This window comes from Enterobacter cloacae complex sp. IR5450, assembly GCF_049238665.1.
GTDB lineage: Bacteria > Pseudomonadota > Gammaproteobacteria > Enterobacterales > Enterobacteriaceae > Enterobacter > Enterobacter hormaechei_C.
In genome coordinates this window covers 135,127-155,636 of sequence record NZ_JBMKIC010000006.1, presented here as the reverse complement: position 1 = coordinate 155,636, position 20,510 = coordinate 135,127, and the positions used below count along the sequence as shown (strand labels likewise).

23 protein-coding genes are annotated in these 20,510 nt (G+C 53.2%); 15 read left to right on the top strand and 8 right to left on the bottom strand.

All coding sequences use genetic code 11. The annotated features are described in order from the left end of the window. Positions 1–27: 27 nt before the first annotated feature. Positions 28–222, top strand: coding sequence for a YdiH family protein (locus tag ACOTYB_RS07830; protein WP_003857766.1), 195 nt, complete (start codon positions 28–30; stop codon positions 220–222). A 46-nt stretch (positions 223–268) separates the two neighbouring features. Here the strand turns inward: ACOTYB_RS07830 and ACOTYB_RS07825 are convergent, their stop codons facing one another. Then, positions 269–898 carry a helix-turn-helix domain-containing protein gene (locus ACOTYB_RS07825; RefSeq protein WP_023315938.1) on the bottom strand — a complete coding sequence of 210 codons (630 nt, stop codon included), beginning with the start codon at positions 896–898 and terminating at the stop codon, positions 269–271. Positions 899–975: 77 nt separating this feature from the next. Further along, the gene (locus ACOTYB_RS07820) at positions 976–1,635 is read right to left on the bottom strand and encodes a winged helix-turn-helix transcriptional regulator (protein WP_003857763.1); all 660 of its coding nucleotides are present in this window, start codon (positions 1,633–1,635) and stop codon (positions 976–978) included. 354 nt (positions 1,636–1,989) lie between these two features. Between ACOTYB_RS07820 and ACOTYB_RS07815 the strand changes: the two genes are divergently transcribed. The 6 genes from ACOTYB_RS07815 to ACOTYB_RS07790 are packed head-to-tail and all read left to right on the top strand — an operon-like array spanning position 1,990 to position 7,994. Beyond that, complete coding sequence (locus ACOTYB_RS07815) at positions 1,990–2,520, top strand: fimbrial protein (RefSeq protein ID WP_126524938.1); 531 nt, start codon at positions 1,990–1,992, stop codon at positions 2,518–2,520. Positions 2,521–2,577: 57 nt separating this feature from the next. Further along, a complete protein-coding gene (locus ACOTYB_RS07810) occupies positions 2,578–3,255 on the top strand; it encodes a fimbrial biogenesis chaperone (RefSeq protein ID WP_126524937.1) in 678 nt (225 codons plus the stop codon). A 27-nt stretch (positions 3,256–3,282) separates the two neighbouring features. Beyond that, on the top strand, positions 3,283–5,826 hold the full coding sequence (locus ACOTYB_RS07805; protein ID WP_023324521.1) for a fimbria/pilus outer membrane usher protein: 2,544 nt from the start codon (positions 3,283–3,285) through the stop codon (positions 5,824–5,826). 1 nt (position 5,827) lies between these two features. Then, on the top strand, positions 5,828–6,775 hold the full coding sequence (locus ACOTYB_RS07800; RefSeq protein WP_126524935.1) for a fimbrial protein: 948 nt from the start codon (positions 5,828–5,830) through the stop codon (positions 6,773–6,775). An 11-nt stretch (positions 6,776–6,786) separates the two neighbouring features. Further along, the gene (locus tag ACOTYB_RS07795) at positions 6,787–7,299 is read left to right on the top strand and encodes a fimbrial protein (protein WP_022650916.1); all 513 of its coding nucleotides are present in this window, start codon (positions 6,787–6,789) and stop codon (positions 7,297–7,299) included. Positions 7,300–7,340: 41 nt separating this feature from the next. Beyond that, positions 7,341–7,994 carry a helix-turn-helix transcriptional regulator gene (locus tag ACOTYB_RS07790; protein WP_023324523.1) on the top strand — a complete coding sequence of 218 codons (654 nt, stop codon included), beginning with the start codon at positions 7,341–7,343 and terminating at the stop codon, positions 7,992–7,994. A 51-nt stretch (positions 7,995–8,045) separates the two neighbouring features. Here ACOTYB_RS07790 and fdhF read toward each other — a convergent pair whose 3' ends face one another. From fdhF to ycgZ, 4 genes are all read right to left on the bottom strand, one after another. Further along, on the bottom strand, positions 8,046–10,196 hold the full coding sequence (gene fdhF, locus ACOTYB_RS07785; protein WP_126524933.1) for a formate dehydrogenase subunit alpha: 2,151 nt from the start codon (positions 10,194–10,196) through the stop codon (positions 8,046–8,048). Between the two features lie 193 nt (positions 10,197–10,389). Continuing rightward, positions 10,390–10,668 (bottom strand): biofilm/acid-resistance regulator YmgB/AriR, encoded by a 279-nt coding sequence (locus tag ACOTYB_RS07780; RefSeq protein ID WP_003857748.1) that lies wholly within the window; start codon positions 10,666–10,668, stop codon positions 10,390–10,392. Positions 10,669–10,697: 29 nt separating this feature from the next. Further along, complete coding sequence (locus tag ACOTYB_RS07775) at positions 10,698–11,018, bottom strand: hypothetical protein (protein ID WP_045350525.1); 321 nt, start codon at positions 11,016–11,018, stop codon at positions 10,698–10,700. Between the two features lie 4 nt (positions 11,019–11,022). Further along, positions 11,023–11,262 (bottom strand): regulatory protein YcgZ, encoded by a 240-nt coding sequence (gene ycgZ / locus ACOTYB_RS07770; protein WP_220153760.1) that lies wholly within the window; start codon positions 11,260–11,262, stop codon positions 11,023–11,025. 339 nt (positions 11,263–11,601) lie between these two features. Here ycgZ and ACOTYB_RS07765 point away from each other — a divergent pair, with 339 nt between their 5' ends. Next, the gene (locus ACOTYB_RS07765) at positions 11,602–12,822 is read left to right on the top strand and encodes a diguanylate phosphodiesterase (RefSeq protein WP_003857746.1); all 1,221 of its coding nucleotides are present in this window, start codon (positions 11,602–11,604) and stop codon (positions 12,820–12,822) included. Between the two features lie 189 nt (positions 12,823–13,011). Next, positions 13,012–13,740, top strand: a complete 729-nt coding sequence (locus ACOTYB_RS07760) for a MerR family transcriptional regulator (RefSeq protein ID WP_003857744.1) — start codon at positions 13,012–13,014, stop codon at positions 13,738–13,740. A gap of 109 nt (positions 13,741–13,849) precedes the next feature. Here ACOTYB_RS07760 and ACOTYB_RS07755 read toward each other — a convergent pair whose 3' ends face one another. Both ACOTYB_RS07755 and ACOTYB_RS07750 read right to left on the bottom strand, forming a co-directional pair. Beyond that, positions 13,850–14,305 carry a DUF3828 domain-containing protein gene (locus tag ACOTYB_RS07755; protein WP_045342811.1) on the bottom strand — a complete coding sequence of 152 codons (456 nt, stop codon included), beginning with the start codon at positions 14,303–14,305 and terminating at the stop codon, positions 13,850–13,852. A 376-nt stretch (positions 14,306–14,681) separates the two neighbouring features. Then, entirely contained in the window at positions 14,682–14,897 is a 216-nt protein-coding gene (locus ACOTYB_RS07750) for a hypothetical protein (protein ID WP_234829353.1), read from the bottom strand. Between the two features lie 39 nt (positions 14,898–14,936). Here ACOTYB_RS07750 and sufA point away from each other — a divergent pair, with 39 nt between their 5' ends. From sufA to sufE, 6 genes are read left to right on the top strand one after another with little or no spacing between them, the layout of a single operon-like run. Continuing rightward, a complete protein-coding gene (gene sufA, locus ACOTYB_RS07745; protein WP_003857741.1) occupies positions 14,937–15,305 on the top strand; it encodes a Fe-S cluster assembly scaffold SufA in 369 nt (122 codons plus the stop codon). Positions 15,306–15,313: 8 nt separating this feature from the next. After that, on the top strand, positions 15,314–16,804 hold the full coding sequence (gene sufB / locus ACOTYB_RS07740; RefSeq protein ID WP_003857739.1) for a Fe-S cluster assembly protein SufB: 1,491 nt from the start codon (positions 15,314–15,316) through the stop codon (positions 16,802–16,804). A gap of 9 nt (positions 16,805–16,813) precedes the next feature. Then, entirely contained in the window at positions 16,814–17,560 is a 747-nt protein-coding gene (gene sufC, locus ACOTYB_RS07735; protein WP_003857736.1) for a Fe-S cluster assembly ATPase SufC, read from the top strand. Next, positions 17,535–18,806 carry a Fe-S cluster assembly protein SufD gene (gene sufD, locus ACOTYB_RS07730; RefSeq protein ID WP_063979150.1) on the top strand — a complete coding sequence of 424 codons (1,272 nt, stop codon included), beginning with the start codon at positions 17,535–17,537 and terminating at the stop codon, positions 18,804–18,806. The genes sufC and sufD overlap by 26 nt, the downstream gene beginning before the upstream one ends. After that, a complete protein-coding gene (gene sufS, locus ACOTYB_RS07725; protein ID WP_003857731.1) occupies positions 18,803–20,023 on the top strand; it encodes a cysteine desulfurase SufS in 1,221 nt (406 codons plus the stop codon). The genes sufD and sufS overlap by 4 nt, the downstream gene beginning before the upstream one ends. A 14-nt stretch (positions 20,024–20,037) precedes the next feature. Continuing rightward, positions 20,038–20,454, top strand: coding sequence for a cysteine desulfuration protein SufE (sufE, locus tag ACOTYB_RS07720; RefSeq protein ID WP_003857730.1), 417 nt, complete (start codon positions 20,038–20,040; stop codon positions 20,452–20,454). Positions 20,455–20,510 lie beyond the last annotated feature (56 nt).

Here is a 20,510-nt window from a genome sequence, read left to right as displayed (position 1 = left end):
CACGTTTTGAACATAAGCGAGGACATCATGGATACTGAAATAACCCCAACACAGCTGGCAATTGAATATTTACGTCGCGATAAAAGCAATCTGTCTCCCGCGCAGTACCTGAAAAAGCTGAAACAGCTTGAGCTGGAATTTACGGATTTGCTGGCGCTCTCTTCAAACGAACTGAAAGAAGAGATCTACTTTGCCTGGCGGTTGGGCGTTCACGTCCATTAAGCAGTGAAGAAAAGGCCGCAAGCGCGGCCTTTTTTGTGTCTGACAGTCAGTATCTGGCAGGCAGTTTGTTAATTTTAATCAGCCGGCCTTCTTCCATTTCGATGAACCCGCCCGTTTTCAGGTCAGCCAGGATCCGCATTACGCCGCTGCGGGAAAGCTGGGTTTTATCCCTGATATACCTTTCCGCCGTCACGCTACGTCGGTAGCTGTCATCTTCCTGCATCAGCAGCACGAGCTGCTGGCGAATCATCTCGTACGCGGTTGGCGCGCCTTTCGGCATGACGTTGTGATAAAGCCGGTTATAGACAAACATCAGATGATTAGAAAGCAGCCCCCACAGCGCCTTCTCTTTGATAATTTCAGCCACCCGCTCGGTCGTGAGCACACCAACCAGGCAAGGCGTTACCGTTCGAAGGTAGTCGGTAAAATAGATGTCCGTCAGGTTAGCGAGGCCAAACAGGGCGGGACTGCGCGCCGTCGAAAGCATCATGTCGTCGCTTCTTCTGTATATTGCGACCGTGCCGTCAAGAATTAAATAACACATGCTCTGCCCGTTTACCTGGAGATTAAGTTGCTCGCCGGGATCGGTTTTATGCGTGGTGCAGTGCGGCTGTAAATGAGAAATCAGTTCCTGAGCATAGGGAGATCCGCGATGCGATGGTTTGTCAGAAGACATAGCGTTAACCTGGAAAGAGACTGTACTCTCTATAGTGTCGCTCTTCTTTTCCACCTTCTCCAGAGATAAATACAGCCTCAGTATTTACGGGGTAAGTGATGGATCTCTACTAGAACGCCACGCTCCATGGTGATGTATTTCCCCGTCCGCAACTCCGCGAGGATCCGCATAATGCCACTGCGTGAAAGATAGGTGCGGCTTTTGATATAGGCTGCGGCGGTAATGTTTTGTCTAATGGCTTCCGGCTCCTGCATCAACTCAACCAGCTGAAAGCGGATAATGTCATAAGCCGACATTTGCGATATCTGGGCGCAATGTTCGTAAACGCGCGATGCGGTATAGATCAGCAGGTTTGAGAAGTGCTCCCATAAATTCTGTTGTGCGACAACATGATTGAAACGCGCCAGCGAAACGCTGGCCACCTCTGAGGTTTCCAGCGCTCTGACGTACAGGTGCTCAGACGATAACTGGCTGCTCACGCCGAGTATAAATGGCGCAGATTCAGAATTTAAGACGATACCGTCCCCGCGACGGTGCAACGCCACGCTGCCATGCAACAGTAAAAAGCATTGACGGGTATCGCCGGAGCAATAATGGATAATTTCTCCTCTGGCAATAATGCCTCTCTCCGCATGCGGCAAAACATTATCGATTATTTTTTCAATGTGCTTAAAAGGCTTAGCGCCGAGCACTGTTGATTTATCAATTTCTGACTCAGGCGCGAATCGGGTATTCATTTGAGACCTCACTGACTGATGCGATCATTTTTTGATCGGCATAAAGAATTATCTTAAAAAACAGCAGGTCAGGGAATGTTAGCAGCGAGTCTAATTATAGACTTATCTTTTTTTAAGTGTTAATTAATTGAAATTGCAACTTTTTTTGTTCAGGTCTAAAAGTAGACTGTGGACATTATTCTTAAGCTATTCCCGAGTGAATATGTTTTTTATTTGTTAAAAGAGGGTCTACAGCTAGACCTCAAAATTGATTGTATGCGGAAAAGGAGTTGTATAAATTTTGACTCGTCGGAAGGGGTTTAATTTCTGCAACTGAATGTCGGTAATAAATAGAGTAATACGGGATATAAAATTATGAATAAGAAATTGATGATGGCAATGTTAGCGGCAGGTTCTGTACTCACTATGACCAATGCATTGGCAGCGGCCGGTACCGTTAATTTTAACGGAAATATTCTGGATTCTGCCTGCGACGTTGATGTGGCATCCCAGAATCAGGTGGTGGTATTGGGCGATTATTATAAAACGGAATTCCCGACAACCGGGGCGAGAACGGCTGCAACGCAGTTTAATATTATTTTGAAAAACTGTCCGGTAACGGTCACCAATGCAAAAGTCCGTTTTGATGGCACGCCGGATTTAACCAACGCCAGCCTGCTGGCGATTGATACGTCCGTGGCGGGAGCGGCTACCGGGGTGGCGATTAACCTGATGACGGCAGATAAAGCCGATCTGCCGCTGCACGGCAGCAACAGCTATACCTACGCACTCAGCAGTACGGCTGATAATACGCTGAGCTTCTACGCGCAGTATATTTCCACCGCGGCATCCATTACCGCGGGCCCGGCTAACTCGGTCGCGAACTTCTCTGTGGTGTACAACTAAGTCAATGGCAGTAATTAGCAGGGGGCCGCCTGGCCCCTTGTTTTATGAGGTAAAAAAATGCGTTTTATCACCACAACGGGCCTGGCTATGGCGCTGTTACCGCTGACGTTAACATCCGCCAGTGCAGGAGTAATTATTGGCGGCACCCGTGTTATTTTTGATGGGGCTAAAAAAGAAGCGTCAATAAATATTACGAATCCTGATAACGGTCCATATTTAATTCAGTCGTGGATAGATGTTCAGGATGAACAATCGGGTAAAGCGCCTTTTATTATTACTCCTCCGCTGTATCGGCTGGACGGCGGACAAAAAAACCTCGAGCGTATTGTCATGACAGGCTCTCTGCCTCAAGGGCAGGAGAGTTTATTCTGGCTGAACATCAAAGCTATTCCGTCAGCCTCTAAGCAGATGAACTCGCTGCAAATTGCCGTCAAAACGCGCATCAAATTAATTTATCGACCAGAGGCTCTTCGTGCGTCTACCCCCGAGGAGCAGGCCAATAAATTAACCTGGCGTCGTGCGGGAAATACCCTTCTGGTTAATAATCCAACGCCGTACGTTATCAATTTCAATGAAATTACGTTGGGTAATAAGAAACTTGACGATGTCACGTATGTGATGCCTTCGGCCACAGCTCGTTTCCCGTTACCGAATGGAACCAGTGGCAATACGCTGACGTTTAAAGTCATTAACGATTATGGCAGCCCTGGTGAATTACACCGGGCCAGTTTGTGATCCTTACGCATTAATCAGGTGCTCGTCATGACAACGGCATTGAATACAATGCAGCCTGCGCGCCTGGCTATATTTATTGCCCTCGCGCTTGCTGGTGTCTCTCCCACACTGTATGCCAGTGAGACGTTTAATACGGAACTGGTAGAGCTGGATAATCCCGGAATGGGGAAAGCGGATTTATCTGCCTTTGAATCCGGCTCGCAGGCGCCCGGGACATACCATGTTGATATTATTCTTGACGATCGGCTGCTGGAAACGCGGGATATTCGTTTCATGGCAGTGAAGGATGCTAACGGCAGTGAAACGTTGCAGCCGTGCCTGAGTATCGGGCAGTTAAAAGCGTGGGGCGTGAAAACGGCGCTTTTCCCGCAGCTCGACGCCGGGGAAGGAGAATGCGCCGATCTCAGGGCGATTCCACAGGCCAGCGCGGATTTCCAGTTTGGCGCCCAGCGCCTGGCGATCAGCATCCCACAGGCGGCCATAGACCTGCCAGCGAGAGGTTACGTTCCGCCGGATATGTGGGATGAAGGCATTACCGCGGCCATGCTCAACTACAGCCTGAGCGGGGCAAACAGCCGGGCAAGAAGCGGGGCAGGCACCCGCAGCGACAGCCAGTATGCAAACCTGCGGCCGGGGATCAACGTCGGTCCCTGGCGGTTACGCAACTACACCACCTGGTCCCGCGATGCGTCCGGCCAGGATAAGTGGGACAACGTCTACACCTTGATGCAGCGCGCGATTATTCCCCTGCAAGCCCAGCTTACGCTCGGAGACAGTTCCGCGCCTGCCGATGTCTTTGACAGCATGCCGTTTCGCGGCGTCCAGCTGGCGTCCGACGACGATATGCTGCCGGATTCCCTGAAAGGCTATGCGCCGGTGGTGCGCGGTATTGCGCGAACTAACGCGCAGGTCGTGGTGCGTCAGAATGGCTATCAAATCTACCAAAGCTACGTGGCGCCGGGCGCGTTTGAGATCGCGGATATGTATCCCACCGGCGGCGCGGGCGATCTTGATGTCACGATCGTCGAAGCCGATGGCAGTGAGCAACATTTCACCCTGCCGTACGCTTCGCTGCCGGTCCTGCAACGGGAGGGGCGACTGAAATATGCCCTTACCGCCGGGCAATATCGCTCGTATAACCGTAGCGTGGAGAAAACCCCCTTCGGGCAACTGACCGGAATTTACGGCCTCCCTCACGGGATCACGCTCTATGGCGGCGTCCAGGGGGCAGATAAGTACCAGTCGGCGGCTCTGGGGATGGGCAAGAACATGGGCGATCTCGGGGCTGTATCCGCAGACGTCACTCAGGGCTGGTCAACGCCGGAGCATACCGCGAAAACAAGCGGTCAGTCGTGGCGGGCCAGATACAGCAAGAATTTTATCACTACCGGGACCAACTTTTCGATTGCCGGGTATCGCTACTCGACCCGCGGCTATTACGGGATGCAGGACGTCCTCGGTTCGTACGGAGACAGCAGCGCGCTTCAGGACAGGCGACGTAACCGTGCCGAGCTGACGATGAGCCAGACGCTGGGGGACAACCTGGGCGCGCTTACCCTCAGTGCGGCGCGGGAAGATTACTGGAATGACGGTAAGTCGATGGCTTCGTGGAGCGTCGGCTATAGCAACTACTGGCACAACATCAGCTATGGCCTGACATGGACCTACAGCAAAAATGTCCGCTCAGCGTCAGAAAACCGCAAAAGCCAAAAAAACGCTGACCACGACCAGCTTCTGTCGTTCAACGTCAGCATTCCGCTGGATAAATTTTTGCCGCAGACATGGGCTAACTATGGCATGAACGCCAGCAGCAATAACGGGACGACGTATAACGTCGGCCTGAACGGGGTGGCACTCGAGAACCGTGCCCTGAGCTGGAACGTCCAGCAGGGATATGGCACAGAGGGCGTGGGGAATACCGGCAACGTGAACGCGGACTATAAAGGCACCTATGGCGAAGTCACGGCAGGTTATGGTTATGACAAAAACAGTGAACGCCTGAATTACGGGCTGCAAGGCGGCATTCTCGCCCATGCTGATGGCATCACGCTTTCCCAGCCGCTGGGGGAGACCAGCGTCTTAATCAAAGCCCCAGGCGCCTACTACGTGGATATCCGCAATCAGCCCGGTGTACGGACAGATTTTCGCGGATATACGGTCGTGAGCAACCTTTCTGTCTACCGGAAAAACGATCTCACCCTCGACCCGGAAACGATGCCGGACGATGTCGAGCTGGAGATCAACACCCGCACGGTAACGCCGACGCGGGGAGCGGTGGTGAGAGCCGATTATCTGCCGAAGTCAGGTCGCCGGGTGCTGATGACCTTGACCGATAACGACCGCGCCGTTCCGTTTGGGGCGGTGGTCACCCTTGTGGGTGATGAAAGCGGCAGTTTTATTGTCGGCGATCGCGGTCAGGTCTATTTAACCGGGATGCGCGAGCAGGGAACGTTAGTCGCCACATGGGGAAGTCAATCCAGCCAGCAATGCCGCGCTGATTTCACGCTGCCGAATCACTCAACGTACGGTGGGATCGCTGATATGCACACCACCTGCCGTCAGGAACGCTAACATGAAATGTCTTAACACGATGCTGCTGCTCTGTTTGCTCGCGGCGGGAAGTATCGCTCGTGCCGGTACCTGCACCACCATCACCCCGCAGCTTTCCACCCTGTCCGTGGGGACGATCAACGTGCAGCGCGATGCGCCTGTCGGCACGGTGGTATTTTCCGGCGCGGCGTCAGCCACAGGCTCCTATCTTACCGGGTGTACGAATCCGCTGATGCTGGGATTCAGCCTGCGCTACAACGGCGCCACGTTGAGCAGCTACGGCAACCATGTTTACAACACGAACGTCAGCGGGATAGGGATACGCTTTTCTTCCAACGGCTATTTTGAAAACCCGAGCAATACATTTTCCTACAATGCGCAGACCTCCTATGTGGACTGGTACGGCGGGAGGATTGAGCTGGTGGTGACCGGCCCGGTCTCATCGGGGGCATTAACCCCGGGGGTGATTGGCGTCGTGACGCTTCAGGGAAGCGACGGCCTCTACCGTGACGGTCTGACCACGCAGCTCACCTCCGGCAACATCAATGCCCTGGCGTGCACGGTGAATACGGCCCAGCTGACGTTTCCGATAGGGGATATTCCCGCTTCGGCGTTCGGCACCGTGGTGGGCACCACGCCAGCGGGAGCACAGAACACGCAAAACCTGGGCTTAACCTGCGCCGCCGGAACCAATATTACGGTCTCGCTCAGTGGAATACAGAATCCGGACAGCGCCAATACCAGCGTGATGGCCTTAACCGGGCAGGGAAATGCCGGCACTGCAAAAGGGGTGGGGGTGCAGCTAATCTATAACGGTGCACCGCTGGCGATGAACAGCCGACTATTTTTGCGACAGTCTGCCGGGGGGCAAGAGACGTTGCCATTAACGGCCCGATATTACCAGACGTTAACCCGCGTGGAGTCAGGTTCAGCGAATGCCTCCGCCACCCTGAATTTGACCTACCAGTAGCAGGTAAGAAGATGAAAATAAGATGCAGGACACTGCTGTTACTTGCCTTACTCAGCGGGAAGGTATGCTCCGCTGATAGCGTCAACATCGGTGTGACGGGAAATATCGTGGCGTCGCCATGCATATTTAATGGCGGCAATAACAATCTCGATGTCAATCTGGGCAATATTCAGGCAACCAATATGGCGACGCCGGGCTCAACATCGGATCCGGTGCCTTTCAGTCTGCTGTTTACCCAGTGCCCAACGGGAACGCAGAGTGTGACCGTCGCTTTCACCGGCAGCCCCGATCCTGAGGCGGGCGCGGACTATTTTATGAACAGCGGTTCGGCCACACATGTGGCGATAGCCATGCGCGATGCCCAAACCGGTGCGCTTAAAGGAACAGGCTCCAGCATGACCCAGACCATTGCCGCGGACAGAACCGCGACATTAGCTATGCTGGCCTCGGTAAAATCCATGACGGGGGGCGCCACGCCGGGAAGCATCCGCGCGGTTGTGGTGATGACGATGCAGTACAACTGAATGCCGGTGATAAGCCTTTTTTAAAGACGTTGGTGTGAACTATGTTAAATATTCTGATTCAGGAAACGGATCTGTTTTTTCAGGCTGGGCTACAGAGCTTTTTCGAAGATTTTTTTAAGCATAACTTTCATCGCTCCATCACTTTTCACCTGGCGCTGACCAATGAAAACGTCAGCCAGGCCGATATTATTGTTCTTTCATTATGTCAGGGGGAAACGCTGACCTGTTTTCCGGAATTACTGGCCCGGCAAAAAGGAATTGTGATAGGTCTCGTCGACGATGAGCTGCGCTTTTCGGCGCTGCCTTCCTGCTTTCAGGACATTATTTTTCTTCCTCGCCGGGCATCGCTTGATCGTATTAGCGGCGTTCTGTTTATTGCGTGGTTCACGACGCAATTACCGGGTTACACCTGGAATAAAAAGACCTGTTTCGACTGCCAGCATAAAGGGTTATCCCGGCAACAAATTCGTATTCTGGTCAATTTTTACCGAGGGCTGTCGGTAGTGCAGACCGCTCAGGCGCTGGAGATGAGCGAAAAAACGGTCTTTACCCATAAATATATGATGATGCAAAAATTTAATCTGCGAAGCGATTACGAGCTGATCGTACTGTTGAGAAGGCTGATGGAGAAAAAGAGCCGGCCGAACCTGCTTCGCGATTACCTGGAAAATAATTATGCACAACAAATAGCCTGAAACGGCAGCGGATAGCTGGCCGGGCAGCGATAGCCGCCACCCGGCAAGCATTTAAACGTTAACCGCAGCGATCAACCGCGTCTTCATGGTCTGGTACGCGGAAGCCGCAAAATCCTCCGCCCAGCGCTGGTCCTCGATTGCCTCAAGCTGCACGGCGCAATACTTCGTTTCCGGCGTTCTGGAGATCGGGTCGAGATTATCCTGCGTCAGCTCATTACAGGCGCCAATCCACCACTGGTAGGTCATATAGATTGCTCCCGCATTGATGCGCTCGCTGATGCTGGCGCGGGTGATCACTTTACCCCGGCGTGAACGTACCCAGACCAGCTGGCCTTCGGCAATCCCCCGTTCATCCGCGTCGGCCGGGTTAATTTGCACCCGGCCCGGCTCGTCGGCCAGGCTTTGCAGCGCGGCGCAGTTCCCGGTCATGGAGCGGCAGGAGTAGTGGCCCACTTCGCGCACTGTGCACAGTACCAGCGGGTAATCCGCATCCGGTGTCTCCGCCGGGGCGCGCCAGGGGGCGGCAAATAGCTGGCCTTTGCCAGTGGGGGTGTCGAACTGATTATCCTTGTACAGGTAGGGAGTGCCGGGATGATCGAGGGTTGGACAGGGCCACTGCACATGACCCATCTCGCCCATTTTTTCGTAGGTCACGCCGTAGAAGAGGGGGCACAGCTCGCGCATTTCGTCCCAGATCTGCTGGTTATCCTCGTAATGCATGGGATAGCCCATTTCCGTGGCCAGCAGGCTGATGATCTCCCAGTCGCGCCTGACATTGCCGCTGGGCTCAATGGCTTTGCCGAAACGCTGAAAGCCGCGATCGGCACAGGTGAACACACCGGCGTGTTCTCCCCATGAGGTGGCAGGGAGCAGCACGTCAGCCAGCTCTGCCGTTTTGGTCATAAAGATGTCCTGAACCACCACAAAATCTAGCGCCTCAAAGCCGCGGCGGACCTGACCCAGATCGGCTTCTGTCTGAAGCGGATCTTCCCCCATGATGTAATACGCTTTGATCTTACCTTCCAGCGCGAGATGCGGCACTTCGGTGATACGCGTTCCGACGCGATCGTCCATCCGGTTGACATTGATTTTCCACGCATCGGCAAATTTCAGTCTGACCGCCGGATCAGTGACGTCCTGGTAGCCGGGGAACATATTGGGCAGAACACCCATATCGCAGGCGCCCTGAACGTTATTTTGCCCGCGAACCGGCCCCACGCCGACGGCAGGGCGGCCCAGATTGCCGGTCAGCAGTGCCAGGCTGGAGAGACCTTTCACCACATCGACCGCCTGACCAAACTGCGTGACGCCCATACCCCACATCACCGTTGCTGAAGGCGCCGCTGCGAACATGCGAATTGCCTGACGAACATCCCGCGCGGGGATCCCCGTCAGATGTTCAACCTGCTCGGGTGCGTAATCTTTTACCGTCAGTCGGTACGCCTCAAGCCCTTCTGTAAAGCGAGCAACGTAGTTTTTGTCGTACAATTCCTCTTCAAGCAGGACATAGCCAAAGGCATTGACCAGCGCCATGTTACTGCCATTTTTTAACTGAAGATGAAGATCGGCAATGCGTGCCGTTTCAATATGACGCGGATCGCAGACAATGATTTTAGCGCCATTTTCACGTGCTTTAAGCACGCGTCGGGCGACGATGGGGTGAGAGTCGGCGCAGTTATAGCCGAATACCAGCAGGCATTTTGAGTTTTCAATATCGTTAATGGAATTGCTCATGGCGCCGTTGCCGAGGGTCTCCTGTAAACCGGCAACGGACGGACCGTGACAGACGCGGGCGCAGCAGTCGACGTTGTTAGTATTCAGCACCGCACGGGCAAATTTTTGCATCACATAGTTGGTCTCATTGCCCGTTCCCCGCGAGGAACCCGTGGTCATAATGGACCTAGGGCCGTACTGTTCTTTGATGCTTTTAAGCCTGTAAGCGGTATAGCGAATGGCCTCTTCCCAGGTAACAGGGGTAAAGGCCTCGCCTTTGCTGTAGCGGATCATGGGCTGCGTCAGGCGGGGGGTAAGCAGCTGAGTATCATTAAGAAAGTCCCAGCCGTAGAACCCTTTCAGGCAAAGCGTGCCCTGATTAGTTACGCCATCAGCGGCTTCGGCACGGATAATCCGATTATTTTTAACGACGAGGTTAAGTTTGCAGCCTGCACCGCAGTACGGGCAGACGCTGGCGATTTTTTTCATCAATAACAGACCTGTTAAGAAATGAAGCAATGTTTACTGGAAAGCCCAGTCCCTTAGCGGACTAAGCAGGATCCATGCCACATTCGGCGTGCTTGATTAACAGGGCGTTAGGGGAGAGAGGGCGTGTCATCGTCAGTCCGTTCGTCAGAATTGACGATGACACGCTATCCGAAGAGATGGGAAGAGAGAGGCGTTAAAGATCGTCCATGGTGTAACCGACGACAATTTCCAGCGTCTTGCGGATCACATCCGCCTTAACGACATCGTCGGTGGATTCCAGCGTCTGGATCAGCCAGAGAATGATCGCTTTGTTGGTCAGATGACCTTCGGAAGCAAGAACACAACGAACCGCAGTCGAAAAAATGGCAGACTCTTCAGCAAAGCGATCGCCTGCGTGACGGAAATACTCCGACAACGCGCTATCTAAAAAGGCGGAGTGGTATTCGGGTTGAAGCTGAATATTTTGTCTCATTTGTTCTCACCGTAGCTGTAAAGTTGTAGTCAATGTATCTTTTTGGGATCGGACGGTTTTCCATTTCCAAATAACGGCACTACATTGTCTCGGTTATTTTTGAGAGATCCCTCTCTCTGAATTCGTCCTTGTGCGGTTCTGCGACCTTTAAAAGCGACCGTGCCAGAGCTGATTTCAGCTATCACCCTCGCTAATGTCTCCCGCCGCTGGGGATCCGTCTCACAGGCTTGCATGTTACGCAGACGCAGAACCAATCCCTCGGTCGTTACAGGACCGCGCTCCTTCAAAAGTGAAAGAGCGGCTTCTCCAATAAGCTGGTCGATCAGTCTGTCCGCATCACTGCTGTTCATAACATTAACGTTCGAAGAGCAGGCCAAGAAGCATGTGATAATGATGCTCCTCTTCCGGGCCATTGGCCTTTTCAAGGCGACTTAACAGTTTTGTGCAGAGCGATTTGCGATTCAGATTCCGCCCGTCGCTAAAGATTTCAACAACAACCTGACCCAATGTTTCCTGTTGGGTTGGAAGCGCGGCTTTTTCGAAGTACTGCGCAATTGCTGTTGCTGTGTCTGCGAGGTGTCCGTTCTGCTGCATGTTTCGCTCCTGTAAATTTTCGTAATCAGTAACGTTACATTTAAGGTATACATAATTTTCAAATCTGTACATTAAAAATGTACAATTTTTTAAATATTTTATTATATATTTGATAAAGTATATATTTATCATATGGTTATATGTATACAGTTTACTGCTAAATTCACAAAATATATTGTACCATTCGAAGTGGCGTTGCAGAGTTGTACAAGCCCGGAAAAGGCGCAAAGAAGTCATGTAAATTGTTGAGATGTAAATTATTTATTGGGTAATTAATGTGCTATAACAGAGTTCTCCCCACGTGTTTTCGTGGTCACCCCCTCAATCTTCAGGATTAGCATGCTCACAACCATTATTTACCGCAGTCATATCTGCGAGGACGTTCCAGTGAAAGCGCTGGAAGACATGGTCGCTGCTGCAAATTGTAGAAATCGCCAGTTCGATGTGACGGGGATTTTGCTGTTTAACGGCACACACTTCTTTCAGTTACTTGAAGGGCCCGCTGATAACGTTAAGGAGATCTATCAGCTCATCTGCCGTGACCCACGGCATCACAACGTGGTCGAATTATTAAGCGATCACGGGCCTTCAAGACGTTTTGGCAACGTAGGTATGGAGCTCTTTGACCTTCGTCAGTACGACACCGACGAAGTGCTACAAAAGGTACTCGATAAAGGCACAACCCGCTATCAGCTGACCTATAACGATCGCGCCCTACAATTTTTCCGCACCTTCGTTGAGGCCACTGAAAAAGCCAACTACTTTGAGCTGCCTCCGGCTGACGCCTGGGAGTTTGTCACCGAAAACACGCCATTATCCTCCCAGCCAACGGTAGTGGCAAAGGGCGCGGACTGTAGTTTCGCATTTCAACCTATCGTCGATCCGTTTATGCAGCAGGTGGTTTCCTGGGAAGCCCTGATCCGCACGCCGTCCGGTGAGTCCCCGGAAAGCTACTTTGCCAACCTGTCGCGTGAGGCGCTGTACGAATCGGATCTGAAGAGTAAGCAGGTGGCTTTGTCGATGGCCAGCGCGCTGGGCCTACAGACTCAAACGTTGTCCATTAATCTGTTGCCGATGACGCTGGTTAATGTTCCTGGCGCCGTCGATTTTTTACTGACGGCAATTGAGGCGAACGGTTTTGTGCCGGAGCAAATTGTGGTCGAGTTCACCGAGAGCGAGGCGATCTCGCGCTTCGAAGAGTTCACCAGCGCGGTCAGACAGCTTAAAAGCGCCGGGATCAGCGTGGCCATCGATCACTTTGGCGCGGGATTCGCCGGTCTGCAACTGCTGGCCCAGTTCCAGCCGGACAGAATCAAGATCAACCGTGATTTGATTGCTAACGTGCACAAGAGCGGCCCGCGTCAGGCAATCATTCAGTCAATCATTAAATGCTGCGCCTCCCTGGAAATTCTGTTCTGTGCGGTAGGCGTAGAGCTAGCTGAAGAGTGGATGTGGCTGGAATCTGCCGGGATTTCTCAGTTCCAGGGTCACCTTTTCGCCAGCCCGCGTCTGGGGGGCATTCCGGCGATTGCCTGGCCCGAGAAAAAGTACGATTTATAAAAAACCTGTACGTAACTGTTAAAAGTGACCTGTACGTACGGCTAAATTTATACAACAATATATTAACGAGTGAGTGGTTCTTTGAGCCATTCACTTGTCTCAGAACGAGGAGTTAGTTATACAAATGATTTGTACAATCTGATAAGGTTGGTTTGGTTAGGTATGGAAGTATTGTGCGTGAGGGAGTTAATGGCCTATTACAGTATCGGCGAAGTGGCCGAACGATGCGGTATCAACCCCGTTACGTTGCGTGCTTGGCAGCGCCGTTATGGATTGTTGAAGCCGCAGCGAAGCGAAGGGGGCCATCGTCAGTTTGACGATGAAGATATCCTGCGTATCGAAGAGATCAAACGCCTGATGAAAACGGGTGTTTCGGTCGGTAAAGTAAAAGCGCTTCTTGAAAATACAGAAGTGATGACTCAGGGGAACTGGGCATCGTTTCAGGAAGAGATGTTAACCGTTCTGCGCTATGCCAGCCCGGCAAAACTGCGCGCCAAAATCGGCGAGTTCCGCCGTGACCATGCGATGGATGTTCTGATAGATAACATCATCACCCCTGTGCGGCAGCGAATGAACCAGGACCAGAATACGGTGCGTCACATGGCGAGCCTGCTGGACGGTGTCCTGATTGAGTTTGCCGTTGCAAGCCTGGGTGAGTCGCGAAAAAAAGCAGGTAAGGATGCGCTGCTGATTGGGTGGGAGTGCGACGACCGTACGCATTTGTGGCTGGAAGCGGCCCGTCTTGCCTACAAAGGCTGGCATATCGACGTGCTGGCTGAGCCGATTGATTCTCCACGTCCTGAACTCTTCCCCGGGCAAAAAATCTTCGTCTGGACCGGTAAAGCGCCTACGCCTCGTCAACAGGAGCAGCTCGACCACTGGCGTGAACAGGGTTTCGCCGTTTCGATCCATCACTGATGTTAAGGGGGCCAACGGTAAACCGCCAGTGCGGGATTTTGCCTTCTGGCGATACGACAGGGGTATCCGCGAAGATGCATAGCATCAGTACCCCTGTCATATCGTCGGTTTATTCCATCATCAGGTTGTCTGAAATATTCATACTGGCCACGGATTCAACTTTCCACACGCCATCTTCCTTGACCATGCAGTCAATCACGGTGTGATCCCGCTTTTTGCCGAATGAGATATAAACCTGCATACAGGCGGCATCGTAATCCAGCGCCCGCGCACTGACGATGCCCCAGTCATCTTCATATCCCTGAGCCTTGATGAACATATCGACGTCAGGCACGTCATATTCATCTGGATCCAGCTTATCCATGTCTTTGAGTTTGCTGATGGTTTTACGGGTTACATAGGGCCTCAGCGCTTCATAGTTTTTCAGGGGCTCTTTCCCGATAATAATTTGCGAGATGTACCACTTATTAAACTGAAGGGCAGCGGATACCTCAGGGGGTAACTTCTGTGCAGCTGATGCGAGAGTGGGCAGAAGCAGGATCGCCAGAATTAAATTGCTTTTCATATCTTTAACATAATGTGTTCTGTAGATTAGCACCGCCGGAGCGAATGGATTTTGAAACAAATTCTGCACATCTTTTTTGGCTATACTGACCTGCATGCTGGCGAGCATAAACTGCGGCTTTATGGGCACTCCACATAATTTAATCCCTTACTGAGTGAGTGGTTAAAAAGGGAAACATTACGCCGAAAAGGGACAAGTTTATGTAATTAATCATGATCGGAATTTAACCACTATCAGACTGATAAATAATGGTTAACTCATCCCTCAAACGTCTTTATGCGCGCCCAGGTAAGGCAAAAAAGATTAAAAAGAACCTGGCTTAAGGGGGATGCATACGTAAAAAATGTATAGGGTGCCAGGGCGTACTTTGGCTATCTTAAAAATAGGTATTTCCAATACAATTTTTATCATTGCCCGCCGCCTTACCGCCATTCTCATGAAATGCATTATTTATCAATGCATTGAACAAATCTAACCATCCCATCCGCATCCCGTCACAGGGTCTATGCTTAATGAAAGTAGCCAAAAAGGGCGGTTTAGCCCAAAGCCCCTGCTCGCAGGGGGTTGAAGTGATAATCGTTATCACTAACATGGTGTTATGCCCTGGTGGCTTATCAGATGAGGTGGACCTATGGAACTGCATTCAGAAACCTTCAATCCGGCCGACTTTGCCTGGCGTGGCTTAACGCTGACGCCCGCGGCGGCGGCGCATATTCATGAGCTGGTGGCAAAAAATCCCGACATCCTCGGCGTACGCTTAGGCGTTAAGCAGACTGGCTGCGCGGGATTTGGCTACGTGCTGGACACCGTAACCGAACCTGAAAAGGACGATCTGGTCTTTGAAACCGACGGTGCAAAGTTATACGTCGCGCTACAGGCGATGCCGTTTATCGATGGAACCGAAGTCGACTACGTTCGGGAAGGTTTAAACCAGTTATTTAAATTTCATAACCCGAAAGCCCAGAACGAATGTGGCTGCGGCGAAAGCTTTGGGGTATAGGCGGTACTATGTCTCGTAATACTGAAGCAACGAGTGATGTAAACACCTGGAGCGGCGGACACCTCAATTATAAAGAGGGTTTCTTCACGCAGCTGCAAACCGATGAGCTGGCGAAAGGCATCAACGAAGAGGTCGTGCGCGCCATTTCGGCGAAACGTAACGAGCCGGAGTGGATGCTGGAGTTTCGCCTGAGCGCATTCCGCGCGTGGCTGGAGATGGAAGAACCCCACTGGCTGAAAGCGCATTACGATAAGCTTAACTATCAGGATTACAGCTACTATTCCGCGCCCTCCTGCGGCAGCTGTGATGATACCTGTGCCTCGCAACCCGGCGCGGTACAGCAAACCGGTGCCGAGAACAGCTTCCTGAGTAAAGAGGTGGAAGAGGCGTTCAATCAGCTCGGCGTGCCCGTGCGCGAAGGCAAAGAGGTGGCGGTAGACGCCATTTTTGACTCCGTCTCGGTGGCAACCACCTACCGTGAAAAACTGGCGGAGCAGGGGATTATTTTCTGCTCCTTCGGGGAAGCCATTCACGATCACCCGGAGCTGGTGAAAAAGTACATCGGTACCGTGGTGCCGAGTAACGATAACTTCTTCGCGGCACTGAATGCGGCGGTAGCGTCAGACGGCACCTTTATCTACGTGCCGAAAGGCGTGCGCTGCCCGATGGAGCTCTCGACCTATTTCCGCATCAACGCGGAAAAAACCGGCCAGTTTGAACGCACCATCCTGGTGGCCGATGAAGGCAGCTACGTCAGCTATATCGAAGGCTGTTCGGCACCTGTGCGCGACAGCTACCAGCTGCACGCGGCGGTGGTAGAGGTCATCATCCATAAAGACGCGGAAGTGAAATACTCTACGGTACAGAACTGGTTCCCGGGCGACGGCAACACTGGTGGTATTCTGAACTTCGTTACCAAGCGTGCGCTGTGCGAAGGCGAAAACAGCAAGATGTCCTGGACGCAGTCAGAAACCGGCTCCGCCATTACCTGGAAATACCCGAGCTGTATTCTGCGCGGCGACAACTCCATCGGTGAGTTTTACTCCGTGGCGCTGACCAGCGGTCATCAGCAGGCCGATACCGGCACCAAGATGATCCACATCGGTAAAAACACCAAATCGACCATCATCTCCAAAGGGATCTCTGCCGGTCACAGCCAGAACAGCTATCGCGGGCTGGTGAAAATCATGCCGACGGCTACCAACGCGCGTAACTTCACCCAGTGTGACTCCATGCTGATTGGCGCGGACTGCGGGGCGCATACCTTCCCGTATGTCGAATGCCGCAATAACAGCGCCCAGCTTGAGCATGAGGCAACTACGTCACGTATTGGTGAAGATCAGCTTTTCTACTGCCTGCAACGCGGGATCAGTGAAGAAGATGCGATTTCAATGATCGTTAACGGCTTCTGTAAGGACGTGTTCTCTGAACTGCCGCTGGAATTTGCCGTTGAAGCCCAGAAACTCCTCGCCATTAGTCTTGAACACAGCGTCGGTTAAGGAAAGCACATGTTAAGCATTAAAGATTTACAGGTTAGCGTGGAAGAGAAAGAGATCCTGCGTGGCCTCAATTTTGACGTCAAACCGGGTGAAGTTCACGCCATCATGGGGCCAAACGGCTCCGGGAAAAGTACGCTTTCAGCGACGCTGGCAGGACGCGAAGATTATGAAGTTACCAGCGGCTCCGTTGAGTTTAACGGCAAAGATCTGCTGGAGATGTCGCCGGAAGAGCGTGCCGGCGAGGGCATCTTTATGGCCTTCCAGTATCCGGTGGAAATTCCGGGCGTCAGCAACCAGTTCTTCCTGCAAACCGCGCTGAACGCGGTGCGCAAGTATCGCGGCCTTGAGGCACTGGATCGCTTTGACTTCCAGGATCTGATGGAAGAAAAGATTAAGCTGCTGAAAATGCCGGAAGATCTGCTGACCCGCTCGGTAAACGTGGGTTTCTCCGGCGGTGAGAAGAAACGTAACGATATTCTGCAAATGGCGGTTCTGGAACCGGCGCTGTGCATTCTCGATGAGACCGATTCAGGGCTGGATATCGATGCCCTGAAGATCGTTGCCGACGGGGTGAACTCCCTGCGTGACGGCAACCGCTCATTTATCATCGTGACTCACTATCAGCGAATTCTGGACTACATCAAACCGGACTATGTCCACGTGCTTTACCAGGGACGCATTGTGAAATCCGGTGACTTTACGCTGGTTAAACAACTGGAGGAGCAGGGTTATGGCTGGCTTACCGAACAGCAGTAATGCACTTCAGCAGTGGCACCGGCTGTTTGAAGCGCAGGCTGGAGCGCGCTCTGAACAGGCTCAGCACCATCTCCAGCAGATGCTGCGTCTCGGTTTACCGACGCGTAAACATGAGAACTGGAAATATACCCCGCTGGATGGCCTGCTGAACGGCGAGTTTGTCACCCGTCTGGCGCAGGTCAGCCTCGATCAGCGCGATGTGCTGGCGCTGAGTGTGGATGCCGTGCTTCTGGTATTTGTAGACGGGCAGTTTCGTGAGGAACTCAGCGACAGCGTACAGGAGAGCGGGTTCGATATCGTCATTAACGATGAACGTCAGTCGCTGAACGCGCCTGTTCAGCCTGAAGTCTTCCTGCACCTGACAGAGAGCCTGTCGCAATCTGTCACCCATATTCGCGTTAAGCGTAACCAGCGCCCGGCGAAACCGCTGCTGCTGATGCATATCACCCAGGGCGTTGCGGGTGATGAGATTAACACCGCCCACTATCGCCACCATCTTGAGCTGGCAGAAGGGGCGGAGGCGACGGTGATCGAGCATTACGTCAGCCTTAACGACACCCGTCATTTTACCGGTTCGCGTCTGACGATGAACGTGGCGGCCAATGCCCAACTGCACCACATCAAGCTGGCGTTTGAAAATCCGCTCAGTCACCACTTCGCCCACAACGATATTCTGCTGGGCCAGGATGCCGCGGCGTACAGCCACAGTTTTCTGCTTGGCGGCGCGGTGCTGCGCCACAATACCAGCACCCAGCTGAACGGTGAAAACACTACGTTGCGTATTAACAGCCTGGCGATGCCGGTGAAGTCAGAAGTGTGCGACACGCGCACCTGGCTTGAGCATAACAAAGGCTACTGCAACAGCCGTCAGCTGCACAAAACCATCGTCAGCGACAAAGGACGTGCGGTGTTCAACGGCCTGATCAACGTGGCGCAGCACGCCATCAAAACTGACGGGCAGATGACCAACAACAACCTCTTGCTGGGACGTCTGGCAGAGGTGGACACCAAACCACAGCTGGAAATCTATGCGGACGACGTGAAATGCAGTCACGGCGCGACGGTCGGGCGTATTGACGATGAGCAGATGTTCTACTTGCGCTCGCGCGGGATAGACCAGCAGGCCGCGCAAAAGATGATTATTTACGCCTTTGCGGCTGAGCTGACGGAAGCGCTGCCCGATGGCGGACTTAAACAGCAGGTGCTGGCCCGTATCGGTCAGCGACTGCCTGGAGGCGAAGCATGACATTTCCCGTAGAGAAAGTCCGGGCAGATTTTCCGGTACTGACCCGTGAAGTGAACGGTCTGCCGCTGGCCTATCTCGACAGTGCGGCCAGCGCGCAAAAACCGAATCAGGTGGTGGATGCGGAAGCCGAGTTTTACCGCCACGGTTATGCGGCGGTACATCGCGGGATCCACACCCTGAGCGCCGAGGCGACCCAGCGCATGGAAAACGTGCGCACGCAGGTTGCAGCCTTCCTCAACGCGCGTTCGCCGGAAGAGCTGGTGTTCGTGCGTGGCACCACCGAAGGGATCAACCTGGTGGCTAACAGCTGGGGTAATGCGCAGGTGCACGCGGGGGATAACATCATCATCACCCAGATGGAGCACCACGCCAACATCGTGCCCTGGCAGATGCTCTGTGAGCGTGTGGGGGCGCAACTGCGGGTGATCCCCCTGAATGAAGACGGCACGCTCCAGCTGGAAAAGCTGGACGCTCTGCTGGACGACAGAACGCGGCTTGTGGCTGTGACCCACGTTTCAAACGTGCTGGGCACGGAAAATCCGGTGGCGCTGATCGTCGACAAAGCCCATCAGGCCGGTGCGAAAGTGTTGATTGATGGTGCCCAGGCGGTGATGCACCATGCGGTTGACGTTCAGGCCCTGGACTGCGATTTCTACGTCTTCTCCGGGCACAAGCTGTATGGCCCGACGGGCATCGGCGTGTTGTATGTGAAAGAGGACATTCTCCAGGCCATGCCGCCGTGGGAAGGGGGCGGGTCAATGATCGCCACCGTCAGCCTGACGGACGGCACAACATACGCCCGTGCGCCCTGGCGCTTCGAGGCGGGTACGCCCAACACGGGCGGGATCATCGGGCTGGGCGCGGCCATTAGCTATGTCTCTGAAACGGGGCTGGCGGCGATTCAGGAGTACGAACAGCTGCTGATGCATTACGCCTTGCAGGAGCTGGTCAGCGTCCCGGACCTGACCTTATATGGTCCTGCTGACCGTCTGGGTGTGATAGCCTTCAACCTCGGCAAGCATCACGCCTATGATGTGGGCAGTTTCCTTGATAATTACGGCGTCGCTGTGCGTACCGGGCATCACTGCGCGATGCCGCTGATGGCGTATTATGAGGTACCGGCCATGTGCCGCGCATCGCTGGTGATGTACAACACAACGGAAGAGGTCGACAGACTGGTGGCGGGATTAAAACGTATTCATCAGCTGCTTGGCTAACGGAGAGGCGAGAGATGGCAGATTTGCCGGACAGAGATAAATTGCTGCGCAACTTTGGGCGTTGCGCGAACTGGGAAGAGAAATACCTTTATATCATCGAACTGGGTCAGCGCCTGCCGCCGCTCAGCGAAGAGGCGCATAACCCGGACAACATCATTCAGGGCTGCCAGAGCCAGGTCTGGATCCAGATGCAGCAGACGGATGATGGCGTAATCGATTTACAGGGTGACAGCGATGCCGCCATTGTGAAGGGGCTTATTGCCGTCGTATTTATTCTTTATCACCAGATGTCGGCGCAGGATATTGTCGCCTTTGACGTTCGCCCGTGGTTTGAAAAAATGGCCTTAACCCAACACCTCACCCCGTCCCGATCCCAGGGACTGGAAGCGATGATCCGCGCCATACGCGCCAAAGCCGCAATCCTTAGCTAAACTGACAGAACAGCATTCATTCTGTTTCGCGGGGTGGTTTCCACCTCGCTGGTTTT

Bases quoted from the DNA above. Each gene is read 5' to 3' on its own strand.
- ACOTYB_RS07810 (WP_126524937.1), top strand. From the start codon at position 2,578: ATGCGTTTTATCACCACAACGGGCCTGGCTATGGCGCTGTTACCGCTG.
- ACOTYB_RS07805 (WP_023324521.1), top strand. From the start codon at position 3,283: ATGACAACGGCATTGAATACAATGCAGCCTGCGCGCCTGGCTATATTT.
- ACOTYB_RS07775 (WP_045350525.1), bottom strand. From the start codon at position 11,018: ATGAACAGCAGTGATGCGGACAGACTGATCGACCAGCTTATTGGAGAA.
- ACOTYB_RS07795 (WP_022650916.1), top strand. From the start codon at position 6,787: ATGAAAATAAGATGCAGGACACTGCTGTTACTTGCCTTACTCAGCGGG.
- ACOTYB_RS07790 (WP_023324523.1), top strand. From the start codon at position 7,341: ATGTTAAATATTCTGATTCAGGAAACGGATCTGTTTTTTCAGGCTGGG.
- ACOTYB_RS07800 (WP_126524935.1), top strand. From the start codon at position 5,828: ATGAAATGTCTTAACACGATGCTGCTGCTCTGTTTGCTCGCGGCGGGA.
- ACOTYB_RS07750 (WP_234829353.1), bottom strand. From the start codon at position 14,897: ATGTTAGTGATAACGATTATCACTTCAACCCCCTGCGAGCAGGGGCTT.
- sufD (WP_063979150.1), top strand. From the start codon at position 17,535: ATGGCTGGCTTACCGAACAGCAGTAATGCACTTCAGCAGTGGCACCGG.
- ACOTYB_RS07780 (WP_003857748.1), bottom strand. From the start codon at position 10,668: ATGAGACAAAATATTCAGCTTCAACCCGAATACCACTCCGCCTTTTTA.
- ACOTYB_RS07755 (WP_045342811.1), bottom strand. From the start codon at position 14,305: ATGAAAAGCAATTTAATTCTGGCGATCCTGCTTCTGCCCACTCTCGCA.
- ycgZ (WP_220153760.1), bottom strand. From the start codon at position 11,262: ATGCAGCAGAACGGACACCTCGCAGACACAGCAACAGCAATTGCGCAG.
- ACOTYB_RS07760 (WP_003857744.1), top strand. From the start codon at position 13,012: ATGGCCTATTACAGTATCGGCGAAGTGGCCGAACGATGCGGTATCAAC.
- sufE (WP_003857730.1), top strand. From the start codon at position 20,038: ATGGCAGATTTGCCGGACAGAGATAAATTGCTGCGCAACTTTGGGCGT.
- sufC (WP_003857736.1), top strand. From the start codon at position 16,814: ATGTTAAGCATTAAAGATTTACAGGTTAGCGTGGAAGAGAAAGAGATC.
- ACOTYB_RS07765 (WP_003857746.1), top strand. From the start codon at position 11,602: ATGCTCACAACCATTATTTACCGCAGTCATATCTGCGAGGACGTTCCA.
- sufB (WP_003857739.1), top strand. From the start codon at position 15,314: ATGTCTCGTAATACTGAAGCAACGAGTGATGTAAACACCTGGAGCGGC.
- ACOTYB_RS07825 (WP_023315938.1), bottom strand. From the start codon at position 898: ATGTCTTCTGACAAACCATCGCATCGCGGATCTCCCTATGCTCAGGAA.
- fdhF (WP_126524933.1), bottom strand. From the start codon at position 10,196: ATGAAAAAAATCGCCAGCGTCTGCCCGTACTGCGGTGCAGGCTGCAAA.
- sufS (WP_003857731.1), top strand. From the start codon at position 18,803: ATGACATTTCCCGTAGAGAAAGTCCGGGCAGATTTTCCGGTACTGACC.
- ACOTYB_RS07820 (WP_003857763.1), bottom strand. From the start codon at position 1,635: ATGAATACCCGATTCGCGCCTGAGTCAGAAATTGATAAATCAACAGTG.
- ACOTYB_RS07830 (WP_003857766.1), top strand. From the start codon at position 28: ATGGATACTGAAATAACCCCAACACAGCTGGCAATTGAATATTTACGT.
- sufA (WP_003857741.1), top strand. From the start codon at position 14,937: ATGGAACTGCATTCAGAAACCTTCAATCCGGCCGACTTTGCCTGGCGT.
- ACOTYB_RS07815 (WP_126524938.1), top strand. From the start codon at position 1,990: ATGAATAAGAAATTGATGATGGCAATGTTAGCGGCAGGTTCTGTACTC.